Annotated in this window: 17 protein-coding genes; 6 read left to right on the forward strand and 11 right to left on the reverse strand. The window is 60.9% G+C overall.

Going from position 1 to position 20,245, the window contains the following annotated elements:
* Positions 1 to 37 precede the first annotated feature (37 nt).
* Entirely contained in the window at positions 38 to 1,102 is a 1,065-nt protein-coding gene (queG, locus tag NTD87_RS14810; RefSeq protein WP_262114716.1) for a tRNA epoxyqueuosine(34) reductase QueG, read from the forward strand.
* A gap of 12 nt (positions 1,103 to 1,114) precedes the next feature.
* Here the strand turns inward: queG and NTD87_RS14815 are convergent, their stop codons facing one another.
* Together NTD87_RS14815 and orn are read right to left on the reverse strand one after the other, a co-directional pair.
* Positions 1,115 to 1,726, reverse strand: a complete 612-nt coding sequence (locus NTD87_RS14815) for a trimeric intracellular cation channel family protein (RefSeq protein ID WP_262114717.1) — start codon at positions 1,724 to 1,726, stop codon at positions 1,115 to 1,117.
* Positions 1,727 to 2,030: 304 nt separating this feature from the next.
* Positions 2,031 to 2,573 (reverse strand): oligoribonuclease, encoded by a 543-nt coding sequence (gene orn / locus NTD87_RS14820; RefSeq protein WP_262114719.1) that lies wholly within the window; start codon positions 2,571 to 2,573, stop codon positions 2,031 to 2,033.
* A 107-nt stretch (positions 2,574 to 2,680) separates the two neighbouring features.
* On the opposite strand from orn, the gene rsgA reads away from it, so the two are divergent.
* Entirely contained in the window at positions 2,681 to 3,712 is a 1,032-nt protein-coding gene (gene rsgA / locus NTD87_RS14825) for a small ribosomal subunit biogenesis GTPase RsgA (protein ID WP_262114721.1), read from the forward strand.
* Positions 3,713 to 3,767: 55 nt separating this feature from the next.
* On the opposite strand, the gene motB is transcribed toward rsgA, so the two are convergent.
* On the reverse strand, positions 3,768 to 4,808 hold the full coding sequence (motB, locus tag NTD87_RS14830) for a flagellar motor protein MotB (RefSeq protein ID WP_262114722.1): 1,041 nt from the start codon (positions 4,806 to 4,808) through the stop codon (positions 3,768 to 3,770).
* 3 nt (positions 4,809 to 4,811) lie between these two features.
* On the reverse strand, positions 4,812 to 5,663 hold the full coding sequence (gene motA / locus NTD87_RS14835; protein ID WP_262114723.1) for a flagellar motor stator protein MotA: 852 nt from the start codon (positions 5,661 to 5,663) through the stop codon (positions 4,812 to 4,814).
* A gap of 166 nt (positions 5,664 to 5,829) precedes the next feature.
* On the opposite strand from motA, the gene NTD87_RS14840 reads away from it, so the two are divergent.
* Genes NTD87_RS14840 through asd form a run of 3 tightly spaced genes read left to right on the forward strand, consistent with a single transcriptional unit; the run spans position 5,830 to position 9,106 of the window.
* On the forward strand, positions 5,830 to 7,368 hold the full coding sequence (locus tag NTD87_RS14840) for an HDOD domain-containing protein (RefSeq protein ID WP_262114724.1): 1,539 nt from the start codon (positions 5,830 to 5,832) through the stop codon (positions 7,366 to 7,368).
* A gap of 43 nt (positions 7,369 to 7,411) precedes the next feature.
* The gene (locus NTD87_RS14845; RefSeq protein ID WP_262114725.1) at positions 7,412 to 8,236 is read left to right on the forward strand and encodes a rhodanese-like domain-containing protein; all 825 of its coding nucleotides are present in this window, start codon (positions 7,412 to 7,414) and stop codon (positions 8,234 to 8,236) included.
* Between the two features lie 9 nt (positions 8,237 to 8,245).
* Positions 8,246 to 9,106 (forward strand): archaetidylserine decarboxylase, encoded by an 861-nt coding sequence (asd, locus tag NTD87_RS14850; RefSeq protein WP_262114726.1) that lies wholly within the window; start codon positions 8,246 to 8,248, stop codon positions 9,104 to 9,106.
* A gap of 147 nt (positions 9,107 to 9,253) precedes the next feature.
* Here asd and serB read toward each other — a convergent pair whose 3' ends face one another.
* Positions 9,254 to 10,468 (reverse strand): phosphoserine phosphatase SerB, encoded by a 1,215-nt coding sequence (gene serB, locus NTD87_RS14855; RefSeq protein ID WP_262114727.1) that lies wholly within the window; start codon positions 10,466 to 10,468, stop codon positions 9,254 to 9,256.
* A gap of 133 nt (positions 10,469 to 10,601) precedes the next feature.
* On the opposite strand from serB, the gene NTD87_RS14860 reads away from it, so the two are divergent.
* Positions 10,602 to 12,137 (forward strand): AhpA/YtjB family protein, encoded by a 1,536-nt coding sequence (locus NTD87_RS14860; protein ID WP_262114729.1) that lies wholly within the window; start codon positions 10,602 to 10,604, stop codon positions 12,135 to 12,137.
* 364 nt (positions 12,138 to 12,501) lie between these two features.
* Here the strand turns inward: NTD87_RS14860 and NTD87_RS14865 are convergent, their stop codons facing one another.
* The 6 genes from NTD87_RS14865 to cpdA form a co-directional block, all read right to left on the reverse strand.
* The gene (locus NTD87_RS14865) at positions 12,502 to 13,209 is read right to left on the reverse strand and encodes a membrane integrity-associated transporter subunit PqiC (RefSeq protein ID WP_262114731.1); all 708 of its coding nucleotides are present in this window, start codon (positions 13,207 to 13,209) and stop codon (positions 12,502 to 12,504) included.
* Between the two features lie 177 nt (positions 13,210 to 13,386).
* Complete coding sequence (parC, locus tag NTD87_RS14870; protein WP_262114732.1) at positions 13,387 to 15,651, reverse strand: DNA topoisomerase IV subunit A; 2,265 nt, start codon at positions 15,649 to 15,651, stop codon at positions 13,387 to 13,389.
* 78 nt (positions 15,652 to 15,729) lie between these two features.
* Positions 15,730 to 16,713 carry an esterase-like activity of phytase family protein gene (locus tag NTD87_RS14875; RefSeq protein ID WP_262114733.1) on the reverse strand — a complete coding sequence of 328 codons (984 nt, stop codon included), beginning with the start codon at positions 16,711 to 16,713 and terminating at the stop codon, positions 15,730 to 15,732.
* Entirely contained in the window at positions 16,713 to 18,617 is a 1,905-nt protein-coding gene (gene parE, locus NTD87_RS14880) for a DNA topoisomerase IV subunit B (RefSeq protein WP_262114734.1), read from the reverse strand. The genes NTD87_RS14875 and parE overlap by 1 nt, the downstream gene beginning before the upstream one ends.
* Before the next feature lie 43 nt (positions 18,618 to 18,660).
* Complete coding sequence (locus NTD87_RS14885; protein WP_262114735.1) at positions 18,661 to 19,269, reverse strand: YqiA/YcfP family alpha/beta fold hydrolase; 609 nt, start codon at positions 19,267 to 19,269, stop codon at positions 18,661 to 18,663.
* Between the two features lie 149 nt (positions 19,270 to 19,418).
* The gene (cpdA, locus tag NTD87_RS14890) at positions 19,419 to 20,234 is read right to left on the reverse strand and encodes a 3',5'-cyclic-AMP phosphodiesterase (RefSeq protein WP_262114736.1); all 816 of its coding nucleotides are present in this window, start codon (positions 20,232 to 20,234) and stop codon (positions 19,419 to 19,421) included.
* Positions 20,235 to 20,245: the final 11 nt, after the last annotated feature.

Below are 20,245 nucleotides of genomic sequence, written 5' to 3' on the forward strand. Positions count from 1 at the left end.
GAATTATACGCACCTCAGCCCCGGTTTCTCCTGTCTCATGCCTGCAATTACCACAGACCTCCCCGCGCTCGCCCAATCGATCAAAGACTGGGGCCGCGAGTTGGGCTTTCAACAAGTCGGCATCAGTGGTCTGGACCTTGCTGAGCATGAACAGCACCTGGAACGCTGGCTCGAAGCCGGCTACCACGGCGAAATGGACTATATGGGCGCCCACGGCAGCAAACGCTCACACCCGGAAGAACTGGTGCCGGGCACGCTGCGGGTGGTTTCGCTGCGCATGGACTATCTGCCGGGCGACACTGAAATGGCCAAACGCCTGGGCCAACCGGAAAAAGCCTACGTCTCGCGCTATGCCCTGGGCCGCGACTATCACAAACTGATCCGCAAGCGCGTGCAGCAACTGGCGGAGAAGATTCAGCAGGTCATCGGCCCCTTCGGCTACAGGGCCTTCGTCGACAGCGCCCCGGTGCTGGAAAAAGCCATCGCCGAACAGGCCGGCCTCGGCTGGATCGGCAAAAACACCCTGGTACTGAACCGCAAGGCGGGCAGTTACTTCTTTTTGAGCGAACTGTTCGTCGACCTGCCGTTGCCCGTGGACCCACCCCATAGCACCGAACATTGCGGACGCTGCACGGCGTGTCTGGATATTTGCCCGACCAACGCCTTCGTCGGCCCCTACGTGCTGGACGCGCGACGCTGCATTTCGTACCTGACCATCGAGCTGAAAACTGCGATCCCCGAAGACTTGCGACCGCTGATAGGCAATCGGGTGTTCGGTTGCGATGATTGCCAGATCGTTTGCCCGTGGAACCGCTTCGCCCGCCCGTCCGGCGAAAGCGACTTCAAACCGCGACACAACCTGGACAACGCCGAGTTGGCCGAACTGTTCATGTGGGATGAAGCGAAGTTTTTGAGCAGCACCGAAGGCTCGCCGCTGCGCCGCGCCGGTTATGAACGTTGGCTGCGTAACCTGGCCGTGGGCCTGGGCAACGCACCGTCGAGCATTCCGGTGCTGGAAGCCTTGAAAGCGCGTGCGGATTATCCGTCAGAGCTGGTGCGTGAACACGTGGCGTGGGCGCTCAAACAACACGGACTCCCGTAAGAGATCGCGGGTTCAGGCTTCGTCGTTATAGACGAACTTGGGCATTTCCCAGTGGAAACGAATCGCCAGCAAGCGCAACAGGAAGCCGCCAAACAAGGTGATCAGGATCGCCTGTTCGCCGGGCAATTGCAGGTAAAGGCAGAGCATGTAGCACCACGCGGCGGCGAACGAGACGCTGGCGTAGAGCTCGCGACGGAAGACCAGCGGGATGTCGTTGCAGAAGATGTCGCGCAAGATGCCGCCAAAGACTCCGGTGATCACCCCGCTGACCGACGCCACCAGCATGCCGTGGCCCATTTCCAGCGCGGTCATGCAGCCAATCAGGGTAAACGCCACCAGTCCCACGGCATCGAGCACCAGAAACAGCGAACGCAGATGGCGCATCCAGCGTGCAGTGAAGATTGTGACCATGGCCGCGACTGTGGTCAGCACCAGGTATTCCGGGTGTTTGACCCAGGTCAGCGGGTAATGCCCGAGCAGCACGTCACGCACCGAACCGCCACCCAAGGCCGTCACGCAGGCGATCAGCACCACGCCAAACCAGTCCATGCCACGCCGACCGGCAGACAATGCGCCGGTCATGGCTTCAGCGGTAATGGCAATCAGGTAGAGCATCAGCAACATGGTGGCGGTCCTTACGAAAAGGCGCGCAGTCTACTCAGATCGTCAGGGCACCAAAAGGGGGCGCACGAGCATTCATCTACAACCTGTGGCAAGGGGGCTTGCCCTAATGCCGGTCAGTTAAGCGCAATCCATGTGGGAGCGAGCCTGCTCGCGATAGCGGTGGGTCAGTCAACGTTGATGTTGAATGCGATGCCGTCATCGTCGGAACGCCGCCCGGAGCCGGCTCGCTCCCACAGGTTCGTGCCTTAACTGACCGGCATTAGGGCAAGCTCCCTCGCCACATTAGCCCTCAATACCTTGGGTATTAGAACTTGATGAAGTGCTTGCGGTAGTGCTGCAGTTCGGCGATCGACTCGCGGATGTCGTCCAGCGCCAGGTGGGTGCTGCCCTTCTTGAAGCTGTCGCGCACGTCCGGAGCCCAGCGCGCAGCCAGTTCCTTCAAGGTCGAGACGTCGAGGTTGCGGTAGTGGAAATAGCTTTCCAGCGACTTCATGTGCGTATAAAGGAAGCGACGGTCCTGGCAGATGCTGTTGCCGCAGATCGGTGACTTGCCCTTTGGCACCCACTGCTCCAGGAAAGCGATGGTCTGGGCTTCGGCTTCAGCCATGCTGATGCGGCTGTCGCGTACCCGCTGGGTCAGGCCAGAGCCGCCGTGTTGACGGGTATTCCACTCGTCCATGCCTGCCAGGATCTCGTCGCTGTGGTGAATGGCGATCACCGGGCCTTCGGCCAGGGTGTTGAGATTGCTGTCAGTGACGATGGTGGCCATCTCGATGATGACATCGGTGTCAGGGTTCAGACCGGTCATTTCCAGGTCGATCCAAATCAGATTTTGCGGGTTTTGCATGTGTCGGCTCCTCGGCGTAGAAACGCAGTTTAGCCTAGAGGACTCGCGGGGCGTGCTAAACTCGCGGCCGTTTTACCTAATCGCTGCATTATCGACACGGAACACCCATGGCCAAACGCCAACTCAATCGTCGTCAAAACTGGCGCATCGAAAAGATTCAAGGCGAGCGCGCTGCCCGCGCCGCCAAACGCGAATCCTCTGCTGTGGAAGCGCTGGAGGGCGGTGATCTTGGCCCCGAGCAAACGGGCCTGGTGATCGCTCACTTCGGCGTGCAGGTCGAGGTCGAAGCCCGCGACGGCGAACTCGCCGGCCAGGTGTTCCGCTGTCACTTGCGGGCCAACCTGCCTGCGCTGGTGACCGGCGACCAGGTGGTCTGGCGTGCCGGCAATCAGGGCATCGGCGTGATCGTTGCGCAACTGCCGCGCAACACCGAACTGTGTCGCCCTGACAGCCGTGGCCAGCTCAAGCCGGTAGCGGCCAACGTCGACATGATCGTGATCGTCTTCGCTCCGCTGCCCGAGCCACACGCCAACCTGATCGACCGTTACCTGGTCGCCGCGGAACACGCCGGTATTCGCCCGTTGTTGCTGCTCAACAAGTTCGACCTGATCGACGAGCAGAATGCGCCAGCGCTGAATGCCCTGCTGGCGGTTTACCGCACGCTGGGTTATCCGGTACTGGAGGTTTCGGCTCATCACGGCAACGGTATGGAGCAACTGCAGGAGCAACTGGACGGGCGCATCAGCGTGTTCGTCGGTCAGTCCGGCGTCGGCAAGTCCTCGCTGGTCAACAGCCTGCTGCCGGAAGTCGAAACCCGTGTCGGCCCGTTGTCCGAGCTGTCCGGCCAGGGCACTCACACCACCACCACCGCGCGGTTGTTCCACTTCCCCGGCGGCGGTGAGTTGATCGACTCCCCGGGCATTCGGGAATTCGGCCTGGGCCACGTCAGCCGTGCCGACGTCGAAGCCGGCTTCATCGAGTTCAACGACTTGATCGGCACCTGCCGCTTCCGCGACTGCAAGCACGACCGCGAACCCGGTTGCGCCCTGCTCAAGGCCCTGGAAGAGGGTCGCGTGCAACAGCAGCGCATGAACAGTTACCGCTCGATCATCGCCAGCCTGCCCGAAACCAGCTATTAAGTAGCCGGCGGCAGAGACAAAAAAGCCGCGATCATCATCGCGGCTTTTTTGTGGGTCACTGCTTGGGTGGCTCAGCCGGTTTGGCCGGCTCGCCCGCTTTCGGCGCCGGATTGTCGAACAGGTTCAGGCGCTCGCGCAGCTCATGGGCCGGCAGCGGCTCCTTGTCCGCCGGCAACGCGTTCGGATCGGCGGGCACGGCAGGCACCTCTCCCGGAGCGCCCTGCCCCGGTGTCGGTGCCGGCTCGGCCCCTTGTTCACCCTCGATGGCCCGCTGGGCCTTTTTGGTCAGCACGACGATGTCGATACGGCGGTTGACCGGGTTCAACGGATTCTTGCGGTCGAACAACGCCGACGAAGCGTAACCCACCACCCGCGCCACTTGCTGATCCGGATAGCTGCCTGCAACCAGCGCACGGCGGGCGGCGTTGGCACGGTTGGCCGAAAGCTCCCAGTTGCCGAAATCACCGGTGCCTGCATAAGGCTTGGCGTCGGTGTGGCCGCTGATACTGATCTTGTTCGGCACCGCTTTGATGGTGTCAGCCATCGCCAGCAGAATGTCTTCAAAGTACGGCTTCAAGCGCGCACTGCCGGAGTCGAACATCGGCCGCTTTTCGGAATCGATAATCTGGATGCGCAAGCCATCCTGGGTGATGTCGAAAAGAATCTGGTCCTTGAACTTCTGCAGTTGCGGGTTCTCGTCGACCTTTTTCTGCAGCTCTTGCAGCAACAGTTCCAGACGTTCGTGCTCGACCTGCTCGGCCATGCCTTCGACCTGATCGGTATCGATAGTCACCTTGTCCGGTTGCGGCTGGGACTTGACCTCGGGGTTGAGGGTTTTGTCCGGTGCAAGCTCCGGCGAGCCCCCCAGATCGATAATGAACGGCGTACCGCTTTCAGAGAAACCGATCGGGTCCTTGAAGTAACCGGCAATGGCGATCTTCTGTTCCGGTGTGGCGGTGGATAACAGCCACAACACCAGGAAGAACGCCATCATCGCCGTCGCAAAGTCAGCGAAGGCGATTTTCCACGCGCCCCCGTGATGCCCGCCGGCGTAGCGCTTGACGCGCTTGATGATTATCGGCTGATTGTTTTCCATGACTTAGCGACCGCGAACCGCTTGTTCCAGCTCAGCGAAGCTAGGACGGTGCGCCGGGTACAGAACCTTGCGCCCGAACTCCACGGCCAGCGATGGCGGCATACCGGACGCCGAAGCCACCAACGAAGCCTTGATGGCCTCGTAGACGTTTAGCTCTTCCTTGGCATCGTGAGCCAGGGAGTGCGCCAGCGGACCGAAGAAACCGTAGGCCGCGAGAATACCGAAGAAGGTACCTACCAGAGCCGCACCGACGTGCAGACCGATGGACTTCTGATCGCCCTCACCCAGAGAGGCCATGGTCACCACGATACCCAGTACCGCCGCGACGATACCAAAACCGGGCATGGCATCGGCGATACCGTTGACCGCGTGGGAGGGGTGCTCCAGGTCTTCCTTGAGGCTGAACAGTTCCATGTCGAACAGGCCTTCAAGCTCATGGGGCGCCATGTTGCCGGACGACATGATGCGCAAGTAATCGCAGATGAACGCGGTCATGCGTTCGTCTTTGAGGACAGCCGGGTACTTGGCAAAAATAGGGCTGGCAGCGGCGTCTTCGATATCCCCTTCAATCGCCATCATGCCTTCGCGACGGCTCTTGTTAAGGATCTCGTAGATCAGGCCCAGCACCTCCAGATAGAAGGTGTGACTGAAACGCGAACCGAACATGCCCAAGGACTTCTTGAGCACGTGCATTGTCATGCGACCGGGGTTGGCCTGAAGGAATGCACCCAGCGCCGCACCGCCGATGATCATCACCTCGAACGGCTGGATCAGGGCGGCAATCTTGCCGTGGGAAAGCACGTATCCGCCAAGCACGCTCGCGAATACGACGATGATGCCGATAATTTTAGCCATAGGTAGAAGGTACTTACTTAAGTCGGGTTCAAGGTCATATTCGGAAGTTAAAAAATCTCTTCTTCTACTTATCGGCAAAACTGCGCCAGACTATAGCCAGTTAAGGCGAAAAGCCAATTTGGCCCGCTCCGGGCGTGTTTAATGCAGACGATGATCGCGCCCAATCATGGCTAATGAAACGACCGTTCCAACTGCAAAACCGACCACTCTCGAAGGCTGGGTCAAGCTGCTCGATGGCGTGACCTTGCCCGTGCCGCAAGCCAGCCATGACCGCGTGTGCAAGGCTATCGCCGACAATCGCAGCTCATTGCGCGATATTGCCGAGTTGATGCAGGACAGCCCGGCCCTGGCCCTCAGCGTCATCCGCGCAGCCAATCGCTACACCCATGGCAGCATGAGCGAGCCCAGCGAGAACCTTGAGGTGGCTATCAATCGCCTCGGTCTCAAACGTACCGAAGAACTGCTCGCACGCCTGCCCGCCCTGCCCCAGAACGAAATCCCGCCAGCCCTGCGCCAGTTGCAACTGATCAGCCAGCACGCGACTCAACAGGCCAACGGCTTTTTTGCCAGCCGCCTGGCACGGCTCTGGCAGGACATCCACTGGGGTAGCCTGCTGTTCCTCTCGCCGTTCTGGCCACTGGCATTGACCTTCCCGCATCTGCTGGAAGACTGGGAGCTGCGGGTTCTCCACAAGGGCGAGTCGGCGAGCAAGGTCGAGAAAGAGTTGTTCGGTGTGCGCCTGCTGGTACTTGGCCAGGCGCTGGTGGAAATCTGGCGCTTGCCGAACTGGGTCGGGCAAGGCTATCGGCTGCTGCTCAATGAACAGCGCGAGCTGATGAAGGTCCTGCGCATTGCCCGCGACGCCGACCATCCATTGCGTCAACAGAACCGGCTGGACGACGACCCGACCTTGCGCCGCTGGCTCAATCAACCGGCCAACACGGTGTTGCTGGCCAATGGTCTGGCGTTATCGGCACAGCAAACCTGGGACAGCCCGCACTGCCTGCGCTGGCAGTTTCTGACCAGCCTTTACCTGCAAACGCCGATGGACGAGGTCCAGCAGCAACTGCACCAGCAAGCCGCCCAAAGTGCCCGCAACCATGCCATACCGGGGCTCTGGCATCCGGCCGAAGCCCTGCTCTGGCCGTGGGACGAGCGACGCCTGCACCGTGGCTTGCTCCCCGCGCCAGCACCGACCGCCGAAGACTTGCTGAAATGGCGCAAACAATGCGCGCAACTGCTGGTCGAGCCGAGCCCGTTCACCAACGCCATGCACCTGACCACTTCCGCCCGCGACGCGCTGGTGGCCTGCGGTATGCGCCGGGTGATGCTGCTGATGGCAGATCGCACGCACAGCCAACTGCGAGTACACCAGACTCACGGCCTGCCTAAAGAGGCGGCCACGCTGAACCTGCTGGTCAGCCAGAGCAGCGTGCTGCAACGGTTGCTGTCGCAACAGGCGCAAGTGCGTTTGACGCCCGCCAACAACGCCCAGTTCTCGGCCCTGCTGCCGGGCAACCTGCGCGCGCTGTTCGGCGGCGAGCACCTGCTGCTGCGCTCACTGGTCAACAATGGCCGGGTGATCATGCTGGTCGTGGCGGACCAGGGCGGTGGACCTTTTTCGGAAATCACCGTGCAAGCCTTTGGCAAAACCGCACAGTGCATCGAAAAAGCCCTGCACTGCTTTAGCAACCGCGGCCAATAGCTGTTGCGCTACAATCCTCCCCTTTGTGCTCTGGAGACCTCACATGTCTGACTTCTCTGGCTTGTCGCTGGTGATCGAACCGAGCGACCTGCTCGCTCGTCTCGATGCTCGCGAACTGATTCTGGTCGACCTGACCAGCAGCGCCCGCTACGCCGAAGGCCATATTCCTGGCGCGCGCTTCGTCGACCCTAAACGTACTCAATTGGGTCATGCGCCGGCGCCGGGCCTGATGCCGCCGCAGGCTGCGCTTGAAGCCTTGTTCGGCGAGCTGGGGCATAACCCAGACGCGGTCTACGTGGTCTACGACGACGAAGGCGGCGGCTGGGCCGGACGGTTCATCTGGCTGCTGGATGTCATTGGCCACAGTAACTACCACTATGTGGACGGCGGTCTGCTGGCGTGGCTGGCGGAAGGTTTGCCGGTGTCGACCGAAGTGCCCGCAGCGGTTGGCGGCCCAGTGGCGCTGACCCTGCACGACGAGCCCACGGCCACCCGCGAATACCTGCAAAGCCGTCTCGGCGCCGCCGACCTGGCGATCTGGGACGCGCGCGGGCCGCTGGAATACTCCGGCGAGAAGGTGCTTGCGGCCAAAGGCGGGCACATCCCGGGTGCGGTCAATTTTGAATGGACCGCCGGCATGGACAAGGCGCGTCACCTGCGCATCCGCAGTGACATGCCACAGATCCTCGAACAGCTCGGGATCAGCAAAGACAAAGAAGTGATTACCCACTGCCAGACCCACCACCGCTCTGGCTTCACCTATCTGGTGGCCAAGGCGCTCGGTTATCCGCGGGTCAAAGGCTACGCCGGCTCCTGGGGCGAATGGGGCAACCACCCCGACACGCCTGTTGAGATTCAAGGTTCTTAAGGACAGTTAATGAAAAAGCGTTTGTTTATCCTCAGTCAGTACCTGCTGCCTCATCACCTGCTGTCGCGTCTGGCCGGCTGCATTGCCGAATGCCGCGTGCGCTGGTTCAAGAACGCCTTCACCGCGTGGTTCGCCAAGCGTTATCAAGTGGACATGTCGCAAGCGCTGGTCGAAGACCTGACCGCTTATGAACACTTCAACGCGTTCTTCACCCGCGCCCTGAAAGACGGCGCACGCCCATTGGACCAAACCCCTGGTGCGATCCTCAGCCCGGCCGATGGCGCTGTCAGCCAACTCGGCCCGATCGAGCACGGCCGCGTATTCCAGGCCAAGGGCCACAGTTTCAGTGTGCTGGAATTGCTCGGTGGTGACGCGGCGAACGCGGCGCCGTTCATGGGCGGTGATTTCGCTACCATTTACCTGTCGCCGAAAGACTACCACCGCGTACACATGCCGCTGGCCGGCACCCTGCGCGAAATGGTCTACATCCCGGGCCGGATCTTCTCGGTCAACCAGACCACCGCTGAAAACGTTCCGGAACTGTTCGCCCGCAACGAACGCGTTGCGTGCATCTTCGACACCGAGCGCGGCCCGATGGCGGTGGTATTGGTCGGTGCGATGATCGTCGCCTCAATCGAAACCGTTTGGGCTGGGCTGGTAACGCCACCCAAACGCGAACTGAAAACCGTCCGCTACGACGAAGCTGCCCGTGCGCCGATCCATTTGGAAAAAGGTGCCGAGCTGGGTCGCTTCAAACTGGGCTCGACGGCTGTCGTACTGTTTGGCCCGGATCAAGTGAAGTGGGCCGAAGAACTGGCGGCTGGCTCGCCGGTACAAATGGGTCAGGGCATGGGCTTGCCGAACGCCTGATCTGTACAAGATCCAATGTGGGAGCAGCCGGGCGGCGTTCCGTCTGCTCGCGATGCAGGCACCTCGGTCTATCTGATAAACCGCGGTGATGCTATCGCGAGCAGGCTCGCTCCCACAAAGGCCTGCATTCTCTCAGGCCATGCGGTGTTACAGCTGACTGTCGCGGTCTCTGAAGCCCAGCAGATAAAGCACACCATCGAGCCCCAGGGTCGAAATCGCCTGCTTGGCCGACTGCTTGACCAACGGCTTGGCACGGAATGCCACACCTAAACCCGCAATCGCCAGCATCGGCAAATCATTGGCTCCGTCACCGACAGCAATGGTCTGCTCCAGACGCAACCCTTCCTTGTGCGCCAGTTCGCGCAGCAAATCGGCTTTGCGCTGTGCATCGACGATTGGCTCGACCGCCACACCGGTCACTTTACCGTCGACCACTTCCAGCTCGTTGGCGAACACGTAGTCGATGCCCAGCCTGGCTTGCAGCTGCTTGGCGAAGTAGGTGAAGCCGCCCGACAGAATCGCTGTCTTGTAGCCCAGACGCTTGAGTTCGGCGAACAAGGTTTCAGCGCCTTCGGTCAGGCGCAGGGAAGCCCCGATCGAGTCCAGCACGCTGACATCCAGCCCTTTGAGCAACGCCAGGCGCTCCTTGAAGCTGGCGCGGAAATCCAGCTCACCGGCCATCGCCCGTTCGGTAATTTCCGACACCTTCTCGCCCACCCCGGCCGCCTTGGCCAGTTCGTCGATGACTTCGGCCTCGATCAATGTCGAGTCCATGTCGAATACCGCCAGACGACGGTTGCGACGGAACAGCGAGTCTTCCTGAAAGGCGATGTCGACGTTCAGTTCCTGGGCAACGCTGAGAAATTCGGCACGCAGGGCCTGCGGATCGGCCGCCTCACCGCGCACCGAGAACTCGATGCAACCCTTGCCCTTGTCCGCTGGAGTGTCCAGCGGCATACGCCCCGACAAGCGGTCGATGTGATCGATGTTCAACCCATACTTGGCGGTGATCGAACTCACGCGCTGCAACTGCTCGGCCGTCACTTTGCGGGTGAGCAAGGTCACGATGTGGCGTTTCTTGCCCTGTGCACCCACCCACTGCTGGTAATCCTCTTCGGACACCGGCGTGAAACGCACCTGCTGCCCCAGCTCATAGGCCTTGAACAGAATGTCCTTGAGCACCGACGAACCCTGTTCGGTGTCGGGAATTTCAACCAGGATGCCGAACGACAAAGTGTCGTGGATCACCGCCTGACCGATGTCGAGAATGTTCACACCACCCTGGGCCAGAACGCCGGTAATGGCCGCAGTCAGACCCGGACGGTCGACTCCCGTGATGTTTATCAGGACGATTTCGCGCAAGGCGCACCCCCGCAAGTGGAAAAAACCGCATTCTACCCACTTTCAGTGACCATCGGGCACAGCCAACGCTTTGCCGGTCTGGGGCCTGTCGCTATACTGCGCCTCAACTTCACGGACAAAAGAGCCGAGCTCAGTGAACCGGCCTACGCCAGTCAAAACCGATAACTTCTTTCTGCTGATCTTCCGGGCTCTGCGCCACCGCCGCGTCCCGATTGCATTGCGCATTGCCAGCCATAACGTGATCCTGGTCGCATTGGCCCTGGTGATCTACGCCTGCGTGATGGGTCTGCAGTTCAAACAGGCCATGCACGAGCAAGCGGATGCCCTCGGCCAGAGCCTGACCACCCAGACGGCGATGTCAGCGACTGAACTGTTGGTGTCCAACGACATCCTCAGCCTCAATGTGTTGCTGAATAACCTGACCAAGAACCCCCTGGTGGCGCACGCGGCTATTTATAGCGTGGACAACCGGATTCTCGCCGAGGCCGGGCAGCGTCCCAAGCATGGCTTGCTGGGCGAAGCCGAAGGCATGTACGAGAGCAAGATCACCTTTCAGGACGTGACCGCCGGTCAGCTGCGAATCAGCCTGGACATGGCGCAGTTCGAACAGCCGATGACCATCAGCCTGCAAAGCATGGGCATTCTCAGCGCTATCCTGCTGGCCTTGTCCCTGGCCTTGAGCCTGCGCCTGGGCCGGCACATCTCCACGCCGCTGCTGCAATTGCGGGTGTGGCTGCGCGACATTGACGAACACACCCCGGCGACTGATCGCCAGGATGAGATCGGCGATCTCGCCCGCCAGCTGCACAGCAGTTTTGCACCCGAACGGGTCGAACCTGAACCGGTGCCGGAACCTGAGTTCGACGATTACGACGACACCGAAGAAGCCGAGCCAGGCTTCGAAGTACGGAACCTGCGCGACCCGAGCTTCGACGAGTCCGCTCCGGTGGCGGGCCTGAAACCGGCACCACGGCACGTGCTCAGCGCTGAAGAAGACGAACTGGACGAAGAAGATCCGTTTGCCGACCTTCGCGACACCGCTGCCGCCCCGGTTGCCAAGCCGCAACCCAAGCCTGCAGCTGCGGCACAACCACAGCACAGCGCGGTATTGGCAGTGCAGCTGGGGGCTCAGGATCAACTGCGCCGCCTGCCGCGTGCGCGCCTGACCGAACTGTTGGAGCGTTATCGCGACTGTCTGGACCAGGCTGCGTCACTGTATCAAAGCGAACTGCACACCCTGAATGACGGCAGCACGCTGATGCTGTTCCACAGCGAAGACAGCGGCGACGACTACCTGACCAATGCCATCTGCTGCGGTGAGTTGCTGCGCGCACTCGGCCACCAGCTGCAGATCGAAGTCGCCGACAGCGGCATCACCCTGCAATTGCAGCTGGGCCTGACCCTGGGTGACGAACTCTTCGGCCTGAGCCAGATTGATCTGCTGCTGACCGAAACCGCTCAGGACGCCCTCGCCCTGTCCCAGCACAGCCGCAACCTGCTGCTGGTGGAACGCAAGATCAGCGACGACGTGTTGATCCGCCAACGTGCGCGGATTCGCCCAATCGCCAGCCCGGAAGGCGCGTGCTGCGTCGAGCGCTTGATGGAGCCTTATCCATCGATGCTGGAACGGCAACTGGCGCGCATGCATGAGACACGCGCCAAGAGCTGAGCCCAGGCCCGTGAATGAAAAAGCCCGCAGACAAGTAATTGTCTGCGGGCTTTTTGTTGCCTGTTCCGGCCTCATCGCGAGCAGGCTCGCTCCCACAGTGGATCCGGTTGTACACAAAAACGGCGTCCACTGAAGATCACCTGTGGGAGCGAGCCTGCTCGCGATGGGGCCAGCAGAAGCGCTAGAGTAAAATCAGGTAACGCGTTCTTTCAGGCAAACCGTGCGCGCAGGATTTGCGAGGACTTCGTCCTCGAATGCAGCCTCGCAGGCTCGGCAGCTGCTACAAGTGTCAGCAGCGCCCAACCAAACCACCAGAAACAACAAAGCCCGCATCGACGCGGGCTTTGTCTTTACAGCAATCACCTTAGAACCTGAACACTTCCATGTCCGTGCGAATCGGTGAAGCCATCGGCATCTTCGGTTTTTCCGGCCCTGCCGGCACCGCAGGCTTGGGTGCAGGCTTACGCGGTACGTCGACAATCGGTGGCTGATTGGCCAGCGGCTTGAGCGCAGCCGACAGTTGCTCGGCCAAGCGTTGCAGCAATACACCCTGAGCCTGCACCTGAGCCGCCGTACCACCCGCATGCTGCTCTTGCAGATGAACGATGCGGTTGTCACGCACCTGGCCACGACGGTCGATCAGACGCCACTGGGCATCGAGGATCGCCGGCTGTGCTTCTCCGGAGTCCAGACGAGTGATCGACAGCAAAACCTGAACATCCGGCGTGAAACCTAGAGTTGCCGGCGCCAATACAACGCGCTGGCTGTCCAGATGGCCGGCCACTTGACGCAACAGAAGCTGATTGATGTCCGAAGACAGGCTGCCGGCCCAACGACCATCGGTCGACGCTTGCAGGCTGCCATCCGGCTGGCGCTGCAACAGGGTTTCACGTTGCAGGTAATCGGCGATCGATACCGGACCCAACAAAACTGCCATGCCAGCGCTTTGCGCAGGCTGAGCCGGACTTCCGCTGTCCAGCTGATACAGCGACACCGGTTGGTGAACGCTGCAACCCGCCAGGCTGAAAACACCAGCGAGCAACAAAATTAGAGGAAGGCGCAGAACAGTCATCATCCCATCCAAGTGACAGCTACCAAGCCGATCACAATGAAAAATACTCAATAAATATGAAGAACGCAGGCACACACCCACGCTTGAAAGGCCATATCATCCGTGAATATGCCTTCCGACTCCAGCGCGAAAGCATCGATCTACGGGTTAAATCGTAGATCGAGCGCTCTAGACCGCTTAATTGAGAGTTTCTACCAATAGTGCATCGACACGCTGAAAGCCCCGCGGCAGCTTGTTGCCGCGACGTCCGCGCTCACCTTTGTAGTGTTCGAGGTCGTCGGCTTTGAGCGACAGCGTGCGTTTACCGGCCTGCAAGACCAGGGTCGCATCTTCCGGCAATACCGCGATATCGGTGACATATTCCTCGCGGTTGGCCACACGTTCGCCGGAGATGCCGATGATCTTGTTGCCTTTGCCCTTGCCCAGCTGCGGCAGGTCGCTGATTTTGAAGATCAGCAGACGACCTTCGGTCGTCACCGAAGCCAACCAGTTCTGCTCACGGTCGCTCACCGGACGCGGCAGAATCACCTTGGCGTTGTTCGGCAGGCTCAACAGTGCCTTGCCGGCCTTGTTCTTGGCTTGCAGGTCTTCACCCTTGACCACAAAACCGTAACCAGCGTCCGAGGCGATGACATACAGCCCATCGTCTTCAGGCATCAGCACGCATTCGAAGGTCGCCCCTGGCGGCGGCGTCAAGCGGCCGGTCAGCGGTTCGCCCTGGCCACGGGCCGATGGCAACGTGTGCGCCGGCACCGAATAACTGCGGCCGGTGGAATCGATAAACACCGCAAACTGGTTGGAACGACCGGCAGCCGCGGTCTTGAAGCCGTCCCCGGCCTTGTACGAAAGCCCGGTGGCGTCGATGTCGTGGCCCTTGGCCGAACGCACCCAGCCTTTCTCGGACAGCACCACGGTGACTTTTTCGTTCGGCAGCAGATCGTGTTCGGTCAGCGCGCGGGCTTCGGCACGCTCGACAATCGGCGAACGACGGTCATCGCCATAGGTTTCGGCGTCCTTGATCAGTTCAGTGCGCACCAGCTTCTTGAGCTTGGCTTCGCTGCCCAACAAGGCTTGCAGCTTGGCTTGCTCCTTGAGCAGTTCGTCCTGTTCGTCGCGCAGCTTCATCTCTTCCAGTCGCGCCAATTGACGCAGGCGGGTGTCGAGAATGTAGTCGGCCTGGATTTCGCTCAGGGCAAAGCGCTCAATCAGCTTGGCCTTGGGGTGTTCCTCGGTGCGGATGATGTGGATCACTTCATCCAGGTTGAGGTAAGCAATCAGCAAACCGTCCAACAGGTGCAGGCGACGCTCGACCTTGTCCAGGCGGAACTGCAGACGGCGGCGTACGGTATTAACCCGGAACTCCAGCCATTCCACCAGCAACGCTCGCAGATTTTTCAGCTGCGGCTTGCCGTCCAGACCAATGATGTTGATGTTGACCCGGTAGCTCGACTCAAGCTCAGTGCTGGCGAACAGGTGCTGCATCAGCGCCTCATGATCGACCCGGCTGTTGACCGGAATGATCACGATACGGCAAGGGTTCTCGTGGTCCGACTCGTCGCGCAGGTCCGCGACTTGCGGCGCCTTGGACGGCTTGGCCTGCATCATCGCGGCAATCTGTTCCAGCACTTTGGCACCGGAGACCTGATGCGGCAGCGAGGTGACGATGATGTCACCGTCTTCGATGTGGTACACGGCGCGCATGCGCACCGAACCGCGACCGGTTTCGTAGATTTTCAGCAGGTCGGCGCGCGGCGTGATGATTTCCGCTTCGGTCGGATAGTCCGGGCCCTGGATGTGTTCACAGAGCTGCTCGACCGTGGCTTTGGGCTCGTCGAGCAAACGCACGCAGGCCGTGGCGACTTCCCGCAGGTTGTGCGGCGGAACGTCGGTGGCCATGCCCACGGCGATGCCGGTGGTGCCGTTGAGCAGGATGTTCGGCAAACGTGCCGGCAAGACCAGCGGCTCGTCGAGTGTCCCGTCGAAGTTCGGGCCCCAGTCCGCCGTGCCCTGGCCCAGCTCGCTGAGCAGCACTTCGGAATAACGTGACAACCGCGCTTCGGTGTAACGCATGGCGGCGAAGGATTTCGGATCATCCGGCGCACCCCAGTTACCCTGGCCGTCCACCAACGTGTAGCGGTAGCTGAACGGCTGGGCCATCAGCACCATGGCTTCGTAGCACGCCGAGTCGCCGTGAGGGTGGAACTTGCCGAGCACGTCACCGACCGTACGTGCGGACTTCTTGTGCTTGGAGTCAGCGTCCAGCCCCAACTCGCTCATGGCGTAGATGATACGCCGCTGTACAGGTTTCAGGCCGTCGCCGATGTGCGGCAAGGCACGGTCCATGATCACGTACATGGAGTAATTGAGGTAGGCATTTTCGGTGAAGTCGGCCAGTGAGCGGCGTTCAACGCCGTCCAGGCTGAGATCCAGGGAGTCGCTCATGCGGGCCTCATCATTTCGTGGTCTGGCGCAGCAGCAAGGTGCCGCCGCGCTGGGTAAATTCAAGTTGTTTCAGGGTGTTCATGACTTCGCGCTCCAGCCACCTTGCGGTGCTGCAAAGCGCCAGACAATCGGCCGGGCTTCACCGTCCGCGCGGACACCGTTGTTGTTGTCGATGCCGATCCAGGCGCCCTCGGCGTCGATCACCAAGGCTTCGGCCAAACCGTAGGGCTGTGAATAACGTCGATGTTCCTGCAAGGCCTCGGCCGCGAACGACCAGCAACGCTCGACCTTGGCGCTCAGCGCATCGCGACGACAGATTTGATAGACGCTGCGTTCCAGGGTGAAGAGCTTGCCGTTGAACAGCGCCAGGTCGGCAAAGTCTCTGGACACAGGCTTGGCCTTGGGAAACTGCGCGGGCTGCATTTCCAGGCCGGCTTCGCTCAATAGCACACAGCTGCCGTCACAGTCCCAGACGCTCTGCTGACGCTTGAGCAACAGCAACCCGCGTCGCTCGCGCTCGGCCGCCAACCATAACCGATCACCTTCCGGATTGATTGCCAGCCCTTCGAACAGCGCATTGAAGTGCAGCAACATGCCACTGGCTCGCGCCTCACGGACCATGATCGGTGAAATTCTCAGCCACGCGGCAGGCCCGTGTAACGGCACTTGTAGCACCGCAGCATGGGCTTCACTGACGATGTAGCGGTTACCGGCCTTGTCGCAGGTGATCCCCTCGAAATCCAGGCTTCCGCCACGCACGAACGATGCGGCCCAGGTGCTCGACTTCAGCCCCCAAGGCAATCCGCTGTCAGGCACCGGCGGCACATCGATGCGCACGGTTTCGGCCTGCCAGACGCTTTCGCTGGTGTCGAGCCGGTAGATCTGGTCATCGTCCCGATCGGAAACCGTCCACAGGTCTTTGCCGCACAGCGCCAACCCCGACAGATTGCCACCGCGCATGCCGTCCACCGCGTGCTCGGAAACCAGCGTCAATTCAGGCGCAGGCTCCGCCGCAACGGTGGACGCCAACAGCAGCAACGCGAGGGCGATACCGCTCCGCATCAGGCCAGAACCTCGGCCAGGTTGCCCTTGGATTCCAGCCAGGATTTGCGGTCGCCAGCGCGTTTTTTCGCCAGCAGCATGTCCATCATTTCCGACGTGGCTTCGAAATCATCCAGCGTCAGTTGCACCAGACGTCGAGTGTTCGGGTCCATGGTGGTTTCACGCAGTTGCGGCGGATTCATTTCACCCAGACCTTTGAATCGGGTGACCTGCGGCTTGCCGCGTTTCTTTTCAGCCACCAGACGATCGAGAATGCCATCGCGCTCGGCTTCGTCGAGGGCGTAGTAAATCTCTTTGCCGAGGTCGATGCGGTACAAAGGCGGCATCGCCACATAGACGTGACCGGCATCCACCAACGGGCGGAAATGCTGGACGAACAACGCGCACAACAAGGTGGCGATGTGCAAACCGTCGGAGTCGGCGTCGGCGAGGATGCAGATCTTGCCGTAACGCAACTGGCTCATGTCCGCTGCGCCCGGATCGACACCAATGGCCACGGCAATGTTATGCACTTCCTGGCTGGCCAGCACTTCGCTGCCGTCAACTTCCCAGGTGTTCAGGATTTTCCCGCGCAACGGCAGGATCGCCTGGAACTCTTTGTCCCGCGCTTGCTTGGCCGAACCGCCGGCGGAATCACCTTCCACCAGAAACAGTTCGGAACGCATCGGGTCCTGTCCGGCGCAGTCGGCGAGTTTGCCCGGCAGCGCCGGCCCCGCAGTGATGCGCTTGCGCTCGACCTTCTTGCTCGCTTTCAGACGACGGCCGGCGTTGTTGATCGCCAACTCTGCCAGCAGCATGCCCGTTTCGGGGTTGGCGTTGAGCCACAGGCTGAAGGCGTCCTTGACCACACCCGAGACAAACGCCGCCGCTTCGCGGGACGACAGGCGCTCTTTGGTCTGGCCGGAGAATTGCGGTTCCTGCATCTTCATCGACAGCACAAAAGCGATGCGTTCCCAGACGTCTTCCGGCGCCAGCTTCACACCACGCGGCAGCAGGCTGCGGAATTCGCAGAATTCGCGCATCGCGTCGAGCAAGCCCTGACGCAGACCGTTGACATGAGTACCGCCCTGGGCCGTCGGGATCAGGTTGACGTAGCTTTCCTGCACGCTGTCGCCACCTTCAGGCAGCCACAGCAACGCCCAGTCGACCGCTTCTTTATTACCGGCCAGGCTGCCGCAGAAAGGCTCGTCCGGCAGACGTTCGAATTCACTGACCGCGTCTACCAGGTAAGAACGCAGACCGTCTTCGTAATGCCATTCGACTTTTTCGCCGGTGGCCTTGTCTTCAAAGCTGACCAGCAGCCCCGGGCACAACACGGCCTTGGCCTTGAGTACGTGCTTGAGGCGGCTGATGGAGAATTTCGGTGAATCGAAGTATTTCGGGTCCGGCGCGAAGTACACGCTGGTCCCGGTGTTGCGCTTGCCGACGGTGCCGACCACTTCCAGGTCGGTGGCCTTGTAGCCATCGGCAAAGGTCATCTGGTACTCGTTGCCATCGCGTTTGACGCGCACCCGGACCTGGGTCGACAGGGCGTTGACCACCGAAATACCCACCCCGTGCAAACCGCCGGAGAACTGGTAGTTCTTGTTGGAGAACTTGCCACCGGCGTGCAGCTTGGTGAGGATCAGCTCGACGCCCGAGACGCCCTCTTCGGGGTGAATGTCCACCGGCATGCCACGGCCGTCATCGCTGACTTCCAGGGAGTGGTCGGCGTGGAGAATGACTTGCACCGATGTCGCATGCCCGGCCAAGGCTTCATCGACACTGTTGTCGATGACTTCCTGGGCGAGGTGGTTCGGCCGACTGGTGTCGGTGTACATGCCGGGGCGCTTGCGCACCGGGTCGAGGCCCGAGAGGACTTCGATGGCGTCTGCGTTATAAGAGCTAGCGCTGGGAGTGGCCATGGGGTCTCGTCGTCAGTCGTTCAATGAAAATAGGGGCGAGGGTTCACAGTGCTGTGAAATCGATCGCCTGGTACACATCTGGGCCTATGCCTGCAAAACTCAACAGGGCCGGCAATTGCCCGGCAAACCCCTGGAAACTATGGTCGCCACCGGCCTGGATGCGCAAGGCACAGGCTCGGTAATACTGCTGGGCGAGGCGATAGTCCAGCGTTTCGTCTGCGGTTTGCAACCACACCTGAAACCGCTCCGGGTCCTGGGGCGCCGACACTTCCAGCTCGGCCAGGGCCGTCACGTGGTCGTGGGTCAATTCCCAGGTCTCTTCGGTATACAGGTTCTTCTGCGTGCCCAGGTATCCGTCGAACATCCGATGCGGGCTGACGGCAGGGTTGATCAACAGGGCCTTGAGGCCATGGCGCTCGGCAAGGTGAGTGGCATAGTAGCCGCCGAGGGAGCTGCCGACCAGCAATGGCCGCCCCAGCCTGGCAATCGCCTGCTCCAACTGACCGATGGCCTCGCGCGGGTGGTGGTGCAAGGCCGGCACCTGCAACTGGTCGCCCAGCCCCAGACGATCCATCACGCCGACCAGCTGACAGGCCTTTTTCGACGACGGTGCGCTATTGAAACCGTGGATATAGAGGATCGAACCAGACATGCGAGCTCCCTGTGCGACGGGCAAAGAGCCGCAGTTTACAGGGAGTAGAGCGGATCGGGGACATCCACAGAAATCAGGTCCTCTTTGAGGACGCCATCGCGAGCCTGCTCGCGATGGGCGCGACTCGGTTTTCCTGTGCCACAAAAATTTCAGTAGCCGTTGGAGCCGTAATCGACCTGAAACTCGAATCCGGTCACACGCTCGACCCCGGTCTCCAGCCGTCCGTCCGGCAGCAGCCGCAGCCAGCGATAGCCTGGTGCCAGGGTATCGACTTTGAAATCCACACTGCCCGGTTCGAACTGGATGCAGGTCGACGGTGAGGCGATCAGCCGCACATCGTTGCGCAACTGATCGATTTCCTGATGCACATGACCCCAGAGCACCGCGCGGACCTGTGGAAAACGATCGAGCACGGCAAACAAGGCTTCCGGATTGCGCAGGCCAATCGGGTCCATCCAGGCACAACCAATGGACACCGGATGATGATGGAAGCACACCAGATGATGGCGCTCCGGCGCTTCGCTCAGTGCGCGGACCAGTAATTGCAATTGGTCATCCTGCAAATACCCTGGCACCGAGCCGGGTACTGCCGAGTCCAGCAACGTGATCCGCCAGTTGCCGATGTCCACCACAGGCTCCAGCAACTGACTCTGGACCGCCGCCCGGGCCATGATCTGCGGCTCGTCGTGATTACCCGGAATCCAGCGAGCGGGCGCATCGATCTGCCGGGTCATCTCGCGAAACTGCTCATACGACTCAAGCGTGCCGTCCTGGGACAAATCGCCGCTGGCAATCATCAGGTCGATGTGCGGCTGTTGCGCCAGCACCAGCTCGATCACCTTTTGCAGACTGTCGCGGGTGTTCATGCCCAGCAATGTCCCCTGCGCGTCGGCGAACAGATGGCTGTCAGAGAGCTGCACCAGCAATACGGCATCGTTGGCGGTCAGAGTGGATACGCTCGGCAAGGCGTTCTCCC

The sequence above is a fragment of the Pseudomonas sp. 6D_7.1_Bac1 genome (assembly GCF_025465945.1).
GTDB lineage: Bacteria > Pseudomonadota > Gammaproteobacteria > Pseudomonadales > Pseudomonadaceae > Aquipseudomonas.

What these genes read in the sequence shown, in the direction of transcription:
- queG (WP_262114716.1), top strand. Translation starts at nt 38, where the DNA reads ATGCCTGCAATTACCACAGACCTCCCCGCGCTCGCCCAATCGATCAAA.
- NTD87_RS14815 (WP_262114717.1), bottom strand. Translation starts at nt 1,726, where the DNA reads ATGTTGCTGATGCTCTACCTGATTGCCATTACCGCTGAAGCCATGACC.
- orn (WP_262114719.1), bottom strand. Translation starts at nt 2,573, where the DNA reads ATGCAAAACCCGCAAAATCTGATTTGGATCGACCTGGAAATGACCGGT.
- rsgA (WP_262114721.1), top strand. Translation starts at nt 2,681, where the DNA reads ATGGCCAAACGCCAACTCAATCGTCGTCAAAACTGGCGCATCGAAAAG.
- motB (WP_262114722.1), bottom strand. Translation starts at nt 4,808, where the DNA reads ATGGAAAACAATCAGCCGATAATCATCAAGCGCGTCAAGCGCTACGCC.
- motA (WP_262114723.1), bottom strand. Translation starts at nt 5,663, where the DNA reads ATGGCTAAAATTATCGGCATCATCGTCGTATTCGCGAGCGTGCTTGGC.
- NTD87_RS14840 (WP_262114724.1), top strand. Translation starts at nt 5,830, where the DNA reads ATGGCTAATGAAACGACCGTTCCAACTGCAAAACCGACCACTCTCGAA.
- NTD87_RS14845 (WP_262114725.1), top strand. Translation starts at nt 7,412, where the DNA reads ATGTCTGACTTCTCTGGCTTGTCGCTGGTGATCGAACCGAGCGACCTG.
- asd (WP_262114726.1), top strand. Translation starts at nt 8,246, where the DNA reads ATGAAAAAGCGTTTGTTTATCCTCAGTCAGTACCTGCTGCCTCATCAC.
- NTD87_RS14865 (WP_262114731.1), bottom strand. Translation starts at nt 13,209, where the DNA reads ATGACTGTTCTGCGCCTTCCTCTAATTTTGTTGCTCGCTGGTGTTTTC.
- parC (WP_262114732.1), bottom strand. Translation starts at nt 15,651, where the DNA reads ATGAGCGACTCCCTGGATCTCAGCCTGGACGGCGTTGAACGCCGCTCA.
- NTD87_RS14875 (WP_262114733.1), bottom strand. Translation starts at nt 16,713, where the DNA reads ATGCGGAGCGGTATCGCCCTCGCGTTGCTGCTGTTGGCGTCCACCGTT.
- parE (WP_262114734.1), bottom strand. Translation starts at nt 18,617, where the DNA reads ATGGCCACTCCCAGCGCTAGCTCTTATAACGCAGACGCCATCGAAGTC.
- NTD87_RS14885 (WP_262114735.1), bottom strand. Translation starts at nt 19,269, where the DNA reads ATGTCTGGTTCGATCCTCTATATCCACGGTTTCAATAGCGCACCGTCG.